This is a genomic window from Streptomyces sp. NPDC058880 (assembly GCF_042742535.1).
In the GTDB taxonomy this organism is placed as follows: domain Bacteria; phylum Actinomycetota; class Actinomycetes; order Streptomycetales; family Streptomycetaceae; genus Streptomyces.
In genome coordinates this window covers 20,349-35,045 of record NZ_JBHYMC010000037.1, presented here as the reverse complement: position 1 = coordinate 35,045, position 14,697 = coordinate 20,349, and the positions used below count along the sequence as shown (strand labels likewise).

The following is a 14,697-nucleotide window of genomic DNA, read 5'->3' as shown; positions in this document are numbered from 1 at the left end:
CACGTTGGCATCCCCGCAACCCTAGAGGCGGCCCAGCGGGCCCGCATCTCGCGACGCGCCGGGGATCAGGGAGCCGTGAGGCCCGTCACAGACCCGTTCTGCGCGGCCGAGGCGGCCTTGCGGACGGCGCCGGCGACCGCTCCGGCGACCTTGTCGTTGAACACCGACGGGATGATGTAGTTGGCGTTCAGCTCGTCCTCGCCGACGACATCGGCCAGCGCGGTCGCGGCGGCGAGCATCATGCTGGTGTTCACGGTGCGGGACTGGGCGTCCAACAGGCCGCGGAAGACACCCGGGAAGACCAGGACGTTGTTGATCTGGTTCGGGAAGTCGGAACGGCCGGTGGCGACCACGGCGGCCGTCTGGCGGGCCACGGCCGGGTCCACCTCGGGGTCCGGGTTCGCGAGCGCGAACACGATGGCGCCTTCCGCCATGGCGGCGACGTCCTCGCCGGACAGCACGTTCGGAGCCGAGACGCCGATGAACACGTCGGCGCCGACCACGGCCTCCTTCAAGGTGCCCGTGTAGCCCTCGGGGTTGGTGTTGTCCGCGATCCAGCGCAGCGGGGAGTCCACCGCGGCGTCGACGAGGTCGGGACGGCCCGCGTGCACGACGCCGTGGATGTCGGCGCTGACGGCGTTCTTCACGCCCGCCGCGAGGAGCAGCTTGAGGATGGCGGTGCCGGCCGCTCCAGCGCCCGACATCACGACCTTGACGTCCTCAACTGCCTTGCCCACCACGCGCAGCGCGTTGGTGAGGGCCGCGAGCACGACGATCGCGGTGCCGTGCTGGTCGTCGTGGAAGACGGGGATGTCGAGGGCCTCGCGCAGCCGGGCCTCGATCTCGAAGCAGCGCGGCGCGGAGATGTCCTCCAGATTGATGCCGGCGAAGCCCGGGGCGATGGCGCGGACGATCTCGACGATCTTGTCGGTGTCCTGGGTGTCGAGGCAGATCGGCCAGGCGTCGATGCCGGCGAAGCGCTTGAAGAGGGCGGCCTTGCCCTCCATGACGGGCAGCGCAGCCATCGGGCCGATGTTGCCCAGGCCCAGCACCGCGGAGCCGTCCGTCACGACTGCGACGGAGTTGCGCTTGATGGTGAGGCGGCGCGCGTCCTCGGGGTTCTCGGCGATGGCGGTGCACACGCGGGCGACACCCGGGGTGTAGACCATCGAGAGGTCGTCACGGTTACGGATGGGGTGCTTCGACGACATCTCGATCTTGCCGCCGAGGTGCATCAGGAACGTACGGTCGGAGACCTTGCCCAGGCTGACGCCCTCGATGCCGCGCAGCTTCTCCACGATCTCGTCGGCATGCGCGGTGGAGGTGGCGGCGATGGTGACGTCGATCCGCAGCTTCTCGTGGCCCGAGGCGGTCACGTCGAGGCCGGTGACCGAACCGCCGGAGGACTCCACGGCGGTGGTGAGCTGGGAGACCGCGGTTCCGCTCGCGGGCACTTCCAGCCGGACCGTCATCGAATACGAGACGCTGGGCGCCGTTGCCATGGCCGTGTTTCCTCTTCTGTCCCTGGTTCGCTTCACACACAGGGCCCGCGCTCCACAGCAGGTGCGGCAGGACCTGTTGTCCGATCGTCCCACCTACCAGCCGGTACAAGGTAACCAGCTACAAATTTCGGAAAGACTCTTCCACCATACGAGATACGAGGGGGGTTCGGAATGGTGGGGTCATACAAAACAGGTCCGCGCCCTCCACCTGTGGAGGGCGCGGACCTGGGGATGCATACGTTTGCGACACCGACCCGCCATGCTCGCCTCGCGGCAAGTGGTCGCTCTGAGCGACGAAGGTTGGGCCCGGGGGCTTGGATCGAGTCGGTGCCGTACCCAGGCTAACAAAGGATCGCCGAATGTGATCCCCCTGGTCGCGGTCGGTTGCCGGGACCACGCGCCCGGCTGCGGCCCATACGGCCGTACACGGCCGCTGAACAGCCCGGACACCCATCCGGGCCACGGGGCCGGACCATCCCCGGCTACGGCAGGAGCAGCTCGGGAACCCCGTCCGCGTCCGGCCCGTCCCCCTCGCCGGAGACCACCGTCAGCTGCTGCGTGGCACGGGTCAGCGCCACGTACAGGACCCGCAGGCCCGCCGGGGACTCCTCCGCGATCTCCGCCGGGGAGACGACCACCGTGGCGTCGTACTCCAGGCCCTTCGCCTCCAGGCTGCCCAGTGCCACGGCCCGTTCGCCGAGGTCGGCGAGCCAGCCCGCGGCCTCCGCCCTCCGGTCCATGGCCACCACCACGCCGACAGTGCCGTCCACCTGCTCCAGCAGCCGCCGGGTCTCCTCCCGCACCACGGCGCCCAGGTCGCCCGCCGCCGCCGTGAACCGCGGCCGGAGTCCCGTGGAGCGCACCGCCGACGGCGGCTCCATCCCGGGCATCGCCCGGCGCAGCACGCGGGACGCGACCTCGGCGACCTCGGCCGGGTTGCGGTAGTTGACCGTCAGCGTGAACCGCCGGCGCGGCCGGGACCCCAGGGCCTCGTCACGGGCGGCGGCCGCCTCCTCCGGATCCGTCCAGGAGGACTGCGCCGGGTCGCCGACGACCGTCCAGGTGCCGTGCCGGCCCCGGCGGCCCACCATCCGCCACTGCATCGGCGTCAGGTCCTGGGCCTCGTCCACGATGACGTGCGCGTACTCGGTGCGCTCCGCAGCGAGCCGCTCGGCCCGCTCCCACTGGGTCTCCTCGCGCGTCGGCATCAGCTCCTCCAGCCCGCTGAGCTGGTCGAGCCCCCAAGCGCCGGACGCGGTCGCCTCCCGCTTCCGCTTCGGCCGGGCGGGGGCGCCGAGGAGTTGCTGGAGCTCGTCGAGCAGCGCCACATCGTGCACCGACAGGGGGCCCTCGCCCTCCGGGCCCACCCGATGCAGCGAGCGGGCCAGCCGGCGGGTCTCGCGCGGGTTCAGGTCGCGGCGCGACCAGCGCCCGAGCCTGCGCTCGTCGGCCATCGCGGCGAGCACCCGGCGCGGGGTCAGCTCGGGCCACCACGCGTTCAGGAAGCCGACGAAGGCCTCCTCGGTGGAGATGTCCTCGTCGAACGCGGAGCGCAGTTCGGCGGCGAGCTCCGGATCGCTGTGCCGGCCGGCGGCGCCGGTCTTGGCGTACAGGGCATCGAGCAGCAGCTTGCGGGCCCGCGGGCGCAGCAGGTTCACGGGCGCGGTGCCGCCGAGCACGTTCTGCCGGATCCGGTTGAGCTCGGTGGCCTCCAGCTCCTGGCGGCTACCGAAGGCCACCACCCGCAGCCGGTCGGGGGCCGGGCCCCGGTGGTCGCCGAGCTCCAGGGTGCCGCGCACGGCCTTGCGCAGGACCGATCGCATCCGGGAGGAGCCCTTGATCCGGGCCACGGCCGGGTCGTCGTACGTGGTCGCCTCGGCACCGTCGACCAGCGAGCCGAGCGCCCGGATGGCGACCTGGCCCTCCTCGCCCAGCGAGGGCAGCACGCCCTCGGTGTACGCGACGAGCAGCGGGGTCGGGGAGACGATGAGGATGCCGCCGGAGTAACGGCGGCGGTCCTGGTAGAGCAGGTAGGCGGCGCGGTGCAGGGCCACAGCGGTCTTGCCGGTGCCGGGGCCGCCCGCGACCTCGGCGACGGAGGCGGCGGGGGCCCGGATGACCAGGTCCTGCTCCGCCTGGATGGAGGAGACGATGTCGCGCATGGAGTGCGTACGGGCCCGCCCGAGTGCGGCCATGAGCGCGCCGTCGCCGATGGCGGGGAGCTCGCGGCCGTCGAGGAAGGCGGTGACCTCGGGGCGCATCAGGTCGTCCTCGACGCCCAGCACCCTGCGGCCCTTGGAGCGGATGACGCGGCGGCGCACGACGCGGCCCGGCTCCTTGGGCGTGGAGCGGTAGAAGGGCGCGGCCGCCGGCGCCCGCCAGTCGATGACCAGCGGCGCGTAGTCGGAGTCGAGGACCCCGATGCGGCCGATGTGCAGGGTCTCGGCGATGTCGGCCGTGAGGTCGTCGCGGATCGCGGCATCGGCGGGTTCGACGGAGGTGTACGCGCCGTCCGGGCCGCGCTCGCCGTCCTTGCCGAGCAGCAGGTCGATGCGCCCGAAGAGGAAGTCCTCGTACTCGTTGTTGAGCCGGTTCAGGTGGATGCCCGCCCGGAAGACCTGCGCGTCACGCTCGGCCAGGGCTCCGGGGGTGCCGACCTGGCCGCGCTGGGCGGCGTCGTTCATGAGGAACTCGGCCTCGTGGATCTTCTCCTCGAGGCGGCGGTACACCTGGTCGAGGTGCGTCTGCTCGACCGCGATCTCGCGATCGCGGACGGAATCCGCCGTGCTGTCGACAGCGGCATCCTGCGCGGCCACCAAGGCCCCCTTCTGACGTGCATGGGCGACCGTCAACCGTACGCGAACCGGCGCCCTGCGCGCACGCCCGTTCCGGAAACGCGTCTCGCTCAGTGATACGACGGCTACCGGGATCCGGACGCCAGCAGCCGTCGGCGGTGGCGGGCGACGCGCTCGCGGTTGCCACACAGCTCGCTGGAACACCACCGGCGCCGGTGGCCGCGGGAGGTGTCCAGGTAGACGCGGGTGCAGCCGTCGCCCGCGCAGGCCCGCAGCAGGGCGCGGTCGCCGGGGTCGGTGAGCAGTTCCACGGCGTCCCGGGCGACGGCCGCGAGGAGGGCGCCGCATTCGACCCCGCCGCACAACTCCCGCACGAGGTGCCCTTCCTGATCCCGTACGGCGCACAGGCCCGGGGGTGGTCCGGCGGCCAGCGCGTTGACCCGGGCCAGGGCGCCCTCGTCGAGATCGCCTCCGGACAGCTCCGCCCGTACGAGGGTCTCCACGTCGGCGCGCAGGGCACGGAAGGCCTCGGCCCAGTCGCCGCCCACCCGCGCCAGCGGTGTCCGGTCCGGCACGAGGCCGGCCCCGGCGAGCCACAGCCGCAGCTCGTCGCCGTCCGGGATCCCCTCGCGCGGGGTAAGGGTGGCCACCAGGTCCAGGCAGACCCGCCCGGAGTCGAACCGCATGTCCGTCACCGCCTCGCGTCGTCGGGCGCCTCCCCAGAGTGCCCGTCCCCCGCCCGTGGGGGAAGCCCCCGAACCGGTGCGGGGCCCGCCGTGTTCGGCCCGGCCCGGCGCCGGATCACCGGAGGTGCGTCCCGGTCAGGGGGCCGGCGGGTGATCGTGCAGGATCCGCTGGAAGAGGCGGTGGTCGCGCCAGGCGCCGTTGATGTGCAGATAGCGCGGCGCGAGTCCGTACTGCTCGAAGCCCGCCTTCGCCAACACCCGCTGCGAGGCAAGGTTGTCGACCAGGGTCCCGGCCTCCACCCGGTGCAGCCCCAGCTCGTCGCGGGCGATCCGGCAGACCTCCTGGGCGGCGGCCGTGGCCAACCCCTTGCCGCGGCACGCCTCGTCCACCCAGTAGCCGAGCCCGCCGCTGCTCAGCGGCCCGTGCTGGATGTTGCCGAGGTTGATGGTCCCCAGCGGCGTGCCGCTCGCCAGGTCCACCAGCACGTACGGCATCAGCCGTCCGGCCGCCCGGGACTGCAGCTGCTGCCCGATCCGTTCCCGCTGGCCCAGTTCCGTGTAGAAGGCCTCGGGCCGGGCCGGTTCGAACGGCGTCATGTACGCCCGGTTCCGTGCGAACGCCTCGGCCAGTGCGGCGGCGTCGTCCAGTGCGACGCCCCTCATCTCCACCCCGTCGATGATCATCCCGGTACGCTAGCCCAGGCCCCCCCTGGCCGTCACCGCCACGTCCCGCGGAAGCTCGCCGTACTTGTCCTCGCCGCCCGCGTCGAGCGACAGTCGGTAACCGCGCTTGACCACCGTCTGGATGAGGTTCGGCACCCCCAACGCCGCCCGCAGCCGGGCCATCGCCGTCTCCACGGCGTGCTCGTCGCGGCCCGCGCCCGGCAGCGCCCGCAACAGTTCCGCCCGGCCCACCACCCAGCCGGGCCGCCGCGCCAGCGCCCGCAGCAGCGCCATCCCGGCGGGCGGCACCGGCCTCAGCTCCGCGTCGAGGAGCACCGCGTGCCCCCGGATCTCCATCCGGTGCCCGGCCACCGGCAGCACCCGGGCCCGGCCGGGCAGCTCCTGGCAGAGCAGCTGCACCAGCGGGCCCAGGCGGAAGCGCTCCGGCTGGACGGTGTCCACGCCGAGCGCCTGGAGCGGCAGCGCCGTCACCGGCCCGACGCACGCGGACAACGGCCCGCCGCGCAGCGCGTCCAGCACCGCCTCCCGCATCCCCCGCTCCCCGGCCCGGGACAGCAGCGAGGCCGCCGCGGGGGCCGAGGTGAAGCTCACCGCGTCCACCGCGCCGCCGACGATCGCGTCCAGCAGCCGGTCCAGCGGCGCAAGCTCCTCCGGAGGCATCCACCGGTACACCGGGACCACCACCACCTCGGCCCCGCCGGCCCGCAGCGCCTCGACGAAGCCGGGCAGCGGCTCCCCGTGCAGCTGGAGCGCGATCCGCCGGCCGGCGACGCCGGCCGACAGCAGCCGGTCCAGTACCTCGGCGAGCGATTCCGAGTCCGGGGACCACTCCTCCACGAGTCCGGCGGCCCGGATGGCGCCCTTCACCTTCGGCCCGCGCGCGAGCAGTCCGGCGGAACGCAGGGTCTCCAGGAGCCGCTCGCCGACCCCCCAGCCGTCGGCGGCCTCGACCCAGCCGCGGAAGCCGATGGCGGTGGTGGCGACGACCACGTCCGGCGGGCAGCCGATCAGTTCCTTGGTGGCGGCCAACAGTTCGCTGTCATCGGCGAGTGGCACGATCCGCAGCGCCGGCGCGTGCAGCACCGACGCTCCGCGCCGCCGCAGCAGCGCGATCAGTTCGTCCGCCCGCCGGGCGGCGGTGACCCCGACGGTGAAGCCCGCGAGCGGCCGGGTGTTCCTGTCGTCCATCGTGACCTGCCTACTGACGCATGGGGGGGCGGTACGGGTGGACCGAGCCTGCCAACTCGGCGTGTCGGACTCGGTTCACCCGCATTTCGCCCCGGTTACACCGACGTGAGCTGGGGTTTCACCGGAGCCTCGGCCGTGTGGACCACCGGGGCCGCCGGGCGGCGAAGGTATACCGCCCACGTCACCGCGCAGCACACCGCGTAGAAGCCGAGGAAGGTGGCGAAGGCGGTCGTCCCGGACCCGGAGGAGCGGAACGCCTCCCGGAAGACCAGGTTGATGCCCAGGCCGCCGAGCCCGCCGACGGCGCCGATCAGCCCCATGGAGGCCCCGGAGAGCCGCCGTCCGTACGCCGCCGCGCTCTCGCCGCTCATCCCGCGCGCCAGCGCCTTCGCCTGGAAGATGCCGGGGATCATCTTGTACGTCGAGCCGTTGCCGAGTCCGCTCAGGACGAACAGGGCCACGAACCCGACGAGGAAGACCGGCAGCGAGGACCGTTGCGAGGCGAACACGACGACTCCGGTCGCCGCGGCCATCGCGACGAACGTGGCCAGGGTGATCCGCGCCCCGCCGAACCGGTCCGCCAGCGCGCCGCCCACCGGCCGGACCAGCGAGCCCAGCAGCGGTCCGATGAAGGTCAGCGAGGCGGCCTGGAGCGGGGTTCGCCCGAACTGGGTCTGCAGGACCAGCCCGAAGGCGAAGCTGTAGCCGATGAAGGACCCGAAGGTCCCGATGTAGAGGAAGGACATGATCCAGGTGTGCCGGTCCTTCAGGACCTCGCGGACCGCGCCGGTGTCGTTGCGCACGGGCGCCAGGTTGTCCATCCGTACGGCCGCCAGCAGCGCGGCGATCACGATCAGCGGGATGTAGGCGCCCAGCAACAGCCGCGGGTGGCCGGCCCCGGCGGTGGCGATGACGAGCAGGCCGGCCAGCTGGACGACGGGCACGCCGATGTTGCCGCCGCCCGCGTTCAGGCCGAGCGCCCAGCCCTTCTTCCGCATCGGGAAGAAGGCGTTGATGTTGGTCATGGAGGAGGCGAAGTTGCCGCCGCCGACACCGGTGAGGGCGGCGACGATCAGGAAGGTCCCGTACGAGGTACCCGGCTCCATCACCGCGATCGCGGCGACCGTCGGCACGAGCAGCAGCAGCGCGCTGAAGACGGTCCAGTTCCGGCCGCCGAATCGGGCGACGGCGAAGGTGTACGGCACGCGCACGACCGCGCCCACGAAGGTCCCGGTCGCGATCAGGAAGAACTTCCCGGCCGGGTCGACGCCGTACTGGGGGCCCATGAAGAGGACCATCACGGACCAGAGGGACCAGATGGAGAATCCGATGTGCTCGGAGAGGACGGAGTACAGCAGGTTGCGGCGGGCGATCCGTTCCCCGGTCTCCTTCCAGAAGGTCTCGTCTTCGGGGTCCCACTGTTCGATCCAGCGGCCCCGCTTGCGCGGTGCGGTTCCGGTCATCACACGCCTCCACAGCTGTCGCGTCCGTGGGAACGACCGTAGGAAGGGCTCGTTTCGGCCTCGGTCCCCGCCGGATGACCGCCGGGAAACCTTGCTCTCACCCGCCGCCCGTGCCGTGTGTGAGCGGGGCGGGCAGCCAGCTCCCGGCCGGTGGCTCCAGCCAGCCCCGCTCGGCCGCCAGCCCGGCGGTCGCGGCGTGCAGGGCGTCCAGCCCGGGGTGGCCGAAACCCTTGCGCCACACCATCGACAGCGGCGACAGCGGCACCGGATCGGTCAGCGGCAGCTTCACGCACCCCGGCATCTCCAGGAAGCCCACGGTCGCCAGCACCGGGTTACCGGTCTTGACCATGACCCGGCGGAACTCGTCCATGCCCATCGCGACCGGCGCCGGCGGCGCCACCAGGATCCCCCGCCCGGCGAACAGCTCGCGCGCCAGCCCCGTCCACTCCAGCGTCCGGGGGTTGCCGGCGCCCGCGTACACGGTCTCCCCGGCCAGCGCGTCCAGCGGTACGGACTCCCCCGCGGCCAGAGGGTGGCCCTCGGGCAGCAGCACGGCGAGCGGCTCGTACCGTACCGGCCGCCGGGCGAGCGGCGCCCGCAGTGCGGGGTCGAGCCCGTCGGCGTATCCGAAGGCGACGTCGAGCCGGCCGGCCGCGACCTCGGCGGCGGCATGGGTGAGCCCGCTCTCGAAGCGGGCCATCAGCTCGCAGTCCGGGGCGATTTCGCGGGCCCGTTCGAGCACGGTGCGCGCGGTGCCGGGCCCGTCGGTGTTCAGGTCCACGAGGAGCGGGCGGGGTGCCGCGCCGGATGTGGTCCCGGTGCCGGGCGCGAAGGCGCCCGCCAGCTCCTCGTGGGCACCCAGCACACGCCGGGCCAGGGGCAGCAGGCGGTGCCCGTCGGCGGTCAGTTCGACGGCGCGGGTGGTGCGCAGGAACAGCGTGGCCGCCAAGGTCTGTTCGAGGCGCCGAATGTCCCTGCTGAGCGCCTGCTGGGCGACGTACAGGCGGGCGGCGGCACGGGTGAAGTGCAGTTCCTCGGCGACGGCGACGAACCCGCGGAGCAGACGGGGTTCCACATCACGGGGATTCACCCCCGGAGACTAACAACGGGAACAGGTGAATGGCTTCGGAACAGGTGTTGGACGCCGCACACCGCCCCGGCCGAGGGTGGGCGCATGCCCCTCATGACCGTCACCGGCGGCACGCTCGTCATCACCGCCACCGCCCCCTCCCCCGCTGCCGCCGCTCCCTCGCCGGCCGCCGCTCCCTCGCCCGCTGCCGCCGCCCGCCGCCGGGCCGCCGGGCGGGCGCCCGGCCCCTACCGGCGGCTGTTCGCCCTGCCCGGCAGCCGCGGGTTCACCGCCGGCAACCTCCTCGCCCGCCTGCCGATGGGCATGTTCGGGGTCAGCGCGGTCATGATGATCGCCGGCCAGCGGGGCTCGTACGCGCTCGCCGGCGCGGTCACGGCGACCGGCCTGGCGGCCACGGCGGTGGTCGCACCCTGGACCGCCCGTCTGATCGACCGCCACGGCCAGGCCCGGATCGCCGTACCGGCCACCCTGATCGCGGTCCTCGGCTCGCTGGCCCTGGTCATCTGCGTCCGCACCGGCGCTCCCGCCTGGACGCTCTTCGCCTGCTACGCCGCGACCGCCACCACTCCCAACATCGGCGGCATGTCCCGCGCCCGCTGGACGCACCTGCTGCGCGACTCCCCCGCCGCCCACCACACGGCGATGTCCTTCGAGCAGGCCGCGGACGAGCTGTGCTTCATGCTCGGGCCGGTCCTGGCGGCCTTCCTGTGCGGAGCGCTCTTCCCCGAGGCGGGCACCCTCGCCGGAGCCATGCTGCTGCTCACCGGCATGCTGGTCTTCACCGCCTGCCGCGCCACCCAGCCCCCCGTGACGGCGGCGGCGCGGCGCGGCTCCCCGCTGCGCGCACTGGGTCCGCTGCTGCCGCTCTTCCTCGTCACGGGCGTGGTGTTCGGCTCGATGGAGGTCGCCTCGATCGCCTACCTCGACGTCCGGGGGCTGGGCGCCGCCTCCGGCCTGGTCCTGGCCTTCCAGGCGGCGGGCTCCTGTGCGGCGGGCCTGCTCTACGGCACCGTGCGCGCCCGCTCGTTGAAGGCGTGTGTGTGCGCCCTGGCCGTCCTGATGACCCTCCCGTGGGCCGCCGCGGCCTCCGGCTCGGTGACCGCGCTGGCCGGCGCGCTCCTGCTGGCCGGCATGGCCACGGCCCCGACGATGGTGACGGCGATGTCGCAGGTTCACGCCCGCACCCCTGGCGGACGGCTGAACGAGGGCCTGACCCTGGCGGTCACCGCCATCCTCACGGGCATCGCGGTCGGCGCGGCGAGCGCCGGGCAGGTCGTGGAGGGCGCGGGCCCGACCGCCGCCTACGCGGTGCCGGCGACGGCCGCGCTGATCGCCCTGGCGATCGCCTTGTCGGGCCGATCGATCCGGCGCCCGAGTGACCGTTCCCGCGTGGTACGCACGACCTCCGCCCAAGATCCGCAATAACTGGTGGTGCCTTCCCCCCAGCGCCCTTCCCTTTGCGGAGGAACTACCCGTGCCTGCTTCCCGTTCCGTGCCCGCGGCCCTGTTCGTCGCTGCCGTCACCGCCGCCTGCCTGGCACCGGCCGTGCCGGCCGCCGCCGACTCGTCCGACATCCGGTTCTTCCAGCCGTACGTACCCTCGATCGCCCCCGGCGGGACGGGCCGTGTCGTCATCGCGGCCGCCAACGGGGCCGACCGGGCCGTCAGCAGCACCTTCCGGATCGTCGCGCCGGACCGTACGAGCTTCCCCGAGGCCCGCTTCTACTGGGACGGGCAGCGTTCCTCGGTCCCGTGCACGCGCTCGGCGGACGCCCGTCAGCTGATGTGCGACGCCGGGAGCCGCGCCGGCTTCGTCTTCCCGTCGAACGAGCAGACCCGGCTGGGCGTCGACCTGCGGGTGGACGCGGACGCCCCGCAGGGCACCACCCTGCACGGCGGCGAGTGGTCGACCGACGGTGCGGCGCCGGCGCTGTTCGCCGTCGCCACCCCGGTGACCGGCCCCAAGGGAGACAAGGGGGACCGGGGAGACGACGGCAAGCCTGGCCACCACGGCAAGCCCGGGCGCCCCGGCCCCAAGGGCGAGAAGGGCGAGAAGGGAGACCAGGGCGAGAAGGGAGACAAGGGAGACCGCGGCGAGAAGGGCGACAAGGGGGAAAGGGGCGAGATCGGCAGGCCGGGCCACACGGGGCCCCGCGGCCCGCAGGGCGAGCCCGGACCCGCCGGCGGCCCGAAGGGAGACAAGGGCGACAAGGGCGAGAAGGGAGACAGGGGCGACCGCGGCGAGAAGGGGGACAAGGGCAACAGGGGCGAGACCGGCAAGCCGGGCCCGCGCGGCCCGCAGGGCCCCAAGGGCCACCCCGGCAAGCCCGGCCCGGTCGGACCGCAGGGCCCCAAGGGTCCGAAGGGCGAGATGGGCAAGCCCGGGAAGCCCGGCGACTGCAAGTGCGGCGGCGGCCACCACGAGCACCCCAAGGCCAAGATCGTCAGCCCCGGCAAGGGACTGGGCGTCCGCTCCGGCCCCGGCACCCACTACAAGAAGCACGGCAAGATCCCGACCGGCACGGTGGTCAAGCTCCAGTGCAAGGTCAACGGCCAGAACATCGACGGGAACGCGATCTGGTACAAGCTCGCCGACGGCTCCGGCTGGATCTCCGCCCGCTACGCCCTGAACCTCAACAAGGTCCCGTTCTGCTGACCCCCGCCACCGCCTGACACAGCCCCCCGGCCCGCCGGCCGGGGGGGCTGTTGGCCCATCGGCCGCCGGAAGCGGTCGCCGGCACGGGATGAGGGGAGATGGCGGGAATCGACCCCGCCCACAAGCCCTGCCTCCAGCAGGCCCGGGCGGGCCGTTGATCGTCGTGGACTCCTCCGCCCTGGTCCTGTTCCTCACGGACAGGGGCTCCCGGGGCGCAGCGGCCCGCCGGCGCATCGACGCCGCGTACGTCGCCCTCGCCGAGACACTGGGCGTCCCCCTGCTGACGGCGGACGCGCGCATCGAACGAGGCGTTCGGAAACCGCGGTGCCCCATCGAGGTCATCGCCGCCGACAGCGACCAGCCTGCGCATGACGAAGGCCCCGCCCCCCGGAACCGGGGTGCGGGGCCTTCGCCCACATGGGATGAGTGGAGATGGCGGGAATCGAACCCGCGTCCAACGGTGCAGAAGCAGGGCTTCTCCGAGCGCAGTCCGCTGCGCTTTTCTCGGCCCCGGAGATCACACGGACAAGTCTCCGACGGGCTCAGTCACTGTTTGATTTCCCTCCAACCCCCGTGACCGGGGCTAGAGGTTTAGATCCCTTGTTGACGCCAGGATCCGGACCGGGACCACTTCCGGGCTGACGCTCCTCACAGAGGCTTCAGCTCACTGTTATTAGGCAGCGAGGGTGAAGCGGGAGTTATCGCTCTTGGAGTTGGCGATTATTTTTTGCGACATGTGGTTAGCGAGATCATTGCCGCTTCCTCGGCTCGCTTCCCCTGCATCGACATCCGCTGTCGAAACCGATCATCCCCATGTTTTTTTAACAATGTGCTCCACCCCGGGGGGCGGTGCTGACGTCATGGTACGCGAAGTGGACCACCGCGTGCCAGGTGATTACACCGTGCCCCGCTGCTTGCGACGGATGGCTGAGATCACCCGGTTCGTCTCGCGGGTGTCCTGCTTCTCCCGCATCGTCTGCCGCTTGTCGTACTCCTTCTTGCCCCTCGCCAGGGCGATCTCGACCTTGGCTCGGCCGTCCTTGAAGTACAGGGCGAGGGGCACGATCGTGTGGCCCGACTCGTCCGCCTTGCGCTCCAGCTTGTCGATCTCCTCGCGGTGCATGAGGAGCTTGCGCTTGCGCCGGGCGCTGTGGTTGGTCCAGGTGCCCTGGCTGTACTCCGGCACGTGCACGTTGTAGAGCCAGGCCTCCCTGCTCTCCACCGACACGAAGCCGTCGACCAGCGAGGCCCGTCCCTGGCGCAGGGACTTGACCTCGGTACCGGTGAGCACCAGTCCGCACTCGTAGGTGTCGAGGATCGCGTAGTCGTGCCGCGCCTTCTTGTTCTGGGCGATCAGCTTGCGCCCTTTTTCCTTAGCCATAGTGCGGTCATTTTCGCACTACGGACCCACCCCGAGGCCACCCAATACCGTGACGGCCCGCTCCTCGGCCCGCTCGCCGGCCGGCACGTCCGGGGTGATGCCGCCGCCGTCGAGGCTGCGGCCGGCCGGGGTGCGGTACGTGCCCACCGTCAGCTCGGCCACCGAGCCGTCGGGGAGCTCGGTCGGCATCTGCACGGCGCCCTTGCCGAAGGTCCGGCTGCCCACCGCCACCGCCCGCCCCCGATCCTGGAGCGCGCCCGTGACCAGCTCGGCGGCGCTCATCGTGCCGCCGTCGACGAGGGTCACCAGCGGCCGGGTCGTGTCCCCGCCCGGCGCGGCGTTCAGCACGCGCTGCTCGCCCCGCACGTCGTAGGTCGCGACGAGCCCGCCGTCCAGGAAGGCGGAGGCGGCCGTGACGGCCTCGGCGACCAGCCCGCCGCGGTTGCCGCGCAGGTCGAGCATGACGCCACCGCCGGCCGGGGCCGCCTGGACGGCCGCCCTGACCCGCTCCCCCGAGCCGCGGGTAAAGGAGGTCACCTTGATGACGGTGACGTCGCCGGCGAGCTGCCGGACGGTCACCGGCTCGGTACTCAGCCGCTCGCGCAGGACGGTCTCGGTGAGGTCGGCGCCGTTCCTGCTCAGGTTGAGCACGACGGGGGTGCCTGCGGTACCCCGCAGCAGGGCGACCACGTCGGCCACGGCCAGGCCGGTCACAGCGTGCCCGTCGACGCTGAGCAGCCGGTCCCCGGCGCGCAGCCCGGCCCGCGCGGCCGGGCTGCCGGACTGGACCTCGTCGACCGTGATCATGCCGTCCCGGGCGCGCACGGCCCAGACCCCGACGCCGGTCCAGTGCCCGTCCAGGTCTTCGGCGAAGGCGGCGTACTCGCCCCGGTCGTAGACGGTGCCCCAGCGGTCGCCGCTGCGGCTGACCACCTCCTGCGCGGCCTTCTTGCCCGACTTGCCCTCGGCGACGGCCTCGGCGGCGGCGCGGGCGACTGCCTCGCGGTCGGCCGTGCCCTCCGCGCGCCGGGCACCGGGCACCGGTGCGTCCGCCGGCGCGGCGGCCGCGGCCCCGTCGTCGCGGTCCCAGCAGCCGGTCAACGCGCCGACGGCGACGACGGCGACGAAGGTTAACGTCAGAACGGCCCCGCGACGTGGGTCGCGGGGCCGGAGACGGAAGGCGGGCAGACCCGGCATGGCGCCGAGTCTAGGACAAGCCCCGCGCCGGTACGGATGGTCGGCCGGACCGCCT

General features: G+C 72.9%; 11 protein-coding genes and 1 other RNA gene. 2 read left to right on the top strand and 10 right to left on the bottom strand.

Annotation, left to right across the window (positions count from 1 at the left end):
- Positions 1–65 precede the first annotated feature (65 nt).
- The 7 genes from ACFW2G_RS20935 to ACFW2G_RS20905 all read right to left on the bottom strand — a co-directional run bounded on the left by ACFW2G_RS20935 (position 66) and on the right by ACFW2G_RS20905 (position 9,408).
- Positions 66–1,502 carry an NAD-dependent malic enzyme gene (locus ACFW2G_RS20935; protein ID WP_037923270.1) on the bottom strand — a complete coding sequence of 479 codons (1,437 nt, stop codon included), beginning with the start codon at positions 1,500–1,502 and terminating at the stop codon, positions 66–68.
- 482 nt (positions 1,503–1,984) lie between these two features.
- A complete protein-coding gene (locus tag ACFW2G_RS20930) occupies positions 1,985–4,318 on the bottom strand; it encodes a HelD family protein (protein WP_384446194.1) in 2,334 nt (777 codons plus the stop codon).
- A gap of 104 nt (positions 4,319–4,422) precedes the next feature.
- A complete protein-coding gene (locus tag ACFW2G_RS20925; protein WP_037924233.1) occupies positions 4,423–4,983 on the bottom strand; it encodes an ABATE domain-containing protein in 561 nt (186 codons plus the stop codon).
- A 135-nt stretch (positions 4,984–5,118) separates the two neighbouring features.
- Positions 5,119–5,667: a GNAT family N-acetyltransferase gene (locus tag ACFW2G_RS20920; protein WP_384446196.1), complete on the bottom strand. Its 549-nt coding sequence runs from the start codon at positions 5,665–5,667 to the stop codon at positions 5,119–5,121.
- Positions 5,668–5,676: 9 nt separating this feature from the next.
- A complete protein-coding gene (locus ACFW2G_RS20915) occupies positions 5,677–6,855 on the bottom strand; it encodes a uroporphyrinogen-III synthase (RefSeq protein ID WP_384580605.1) in 1,179 nt (392 codons plus the stop codon).
- A 95-nt stretch (positions 6,856–6,950) separates the two neighbouring features.
- Positions 6,951–8,318 carry a nitrate/nitrite transporter gene (locus ACFW2G_RS20910; protein WP_037923264.1) on the bottom strand — a complete coding sequence of 456 codons (1,368 nt, stop codon included), beginning with the start codon at positions 8,316–8,318 and terminating at the stop codon, positions 6,951–6,953.
- Between the two features lie 97 nt (positions 8,319–8,415).
- The gene (locus ACFW2G_RS20905; protein WP_037923262.1) at positions 8,416–9,408 is read right to left on the bottom strand and encodes a LysR family transcriptional regulator; all 993 of its coding nucleotides are present in this window, start codon (positions 9,406–9,408) and stop codon (positions 8,416–8,418) included.
- A 93-nt stretch (positions 9,409–9,501) separates the two neighbouring features.
- On the opposite strand from ACFW2G_RS20905, the gene ACFW2G_RS20900 reads away from it, so the two are divergent.
- Both ACFW2G_RS20900 and ACFW2G_RS20895 read left to right on the top strand, forming a co-directional pair.
- The gene (locus tag ACFW2G_RS20900) at positions 9,502–10,833 is read left to right on the top strand and encodes an MFS transporter (RefSeq protein ID WP_384580751.1); all 1,332 of its coding nucleotides are present in this window, start codon (positions 9,502–9,504) and stop codon (positions 10,831–10,833) included.
- A gap of 49 nt (positions 10,834–10,882) precedes the next feature.
- On the top strand, positions 10,883–12,064 hold the full coding sequence (locus ACFW2G_RS20895) for an SH3 domain-containing protein (protein ID WP_384580603.1): 1,182 nt from the start codon (positions 10,883–10,885) through the stop codon (positions 12,062–12,064).
- A 424-nt stretch (positions 12,065–12,488) separates the two neighbouring features.
- Here ACFW2G_RS20895 and ssrA read toward each other — a convergent pair.
- The 3 genes from ssrA to ACFW2G_RS20880 all read right to left on the bottom strand — a co-directional run bounded on the left by ssrA (position 12,489) and on the right by ACFW2G_RS20880 (position 14,642).
- Positions 12,489–12,877, bottom strand: a transfer-messenger RNA (tmRNA) gene (ssrA, locus tag ACFW2G_RS20890).
- 82 nt (positions 12,878–12,959) lie between these two features.
- Positions 12,960–13,445 carry an SsrA-binding protein SmpB gene (gene smpB, locus ACFW2G_RS20885; protein ID WP_037923261.1) on the bottom strand — a complete coding sequence of 162 codons (486 nt, stop codon included), beginning with the start codon at positions 13,443–13,445 and terminating at the stop codon, positions 12,960–12,962.
- An 18-nt stretch (positions 13,446–13,463) separates the two neighbouring features.
- Positions 13,464–14,642: a S41 family peptidase gene (locus tag ACFW2G_RS20880; protein ID WP_384446202.1), complete on the bottom strand. Its 1,179-nt coding sequence runs from the start codon at positions 14,640–14,642 to the stop codon at positions 13,464–13,466.
- Positions 14,643–14,697 lie beyond the last annotated feature (55 nt).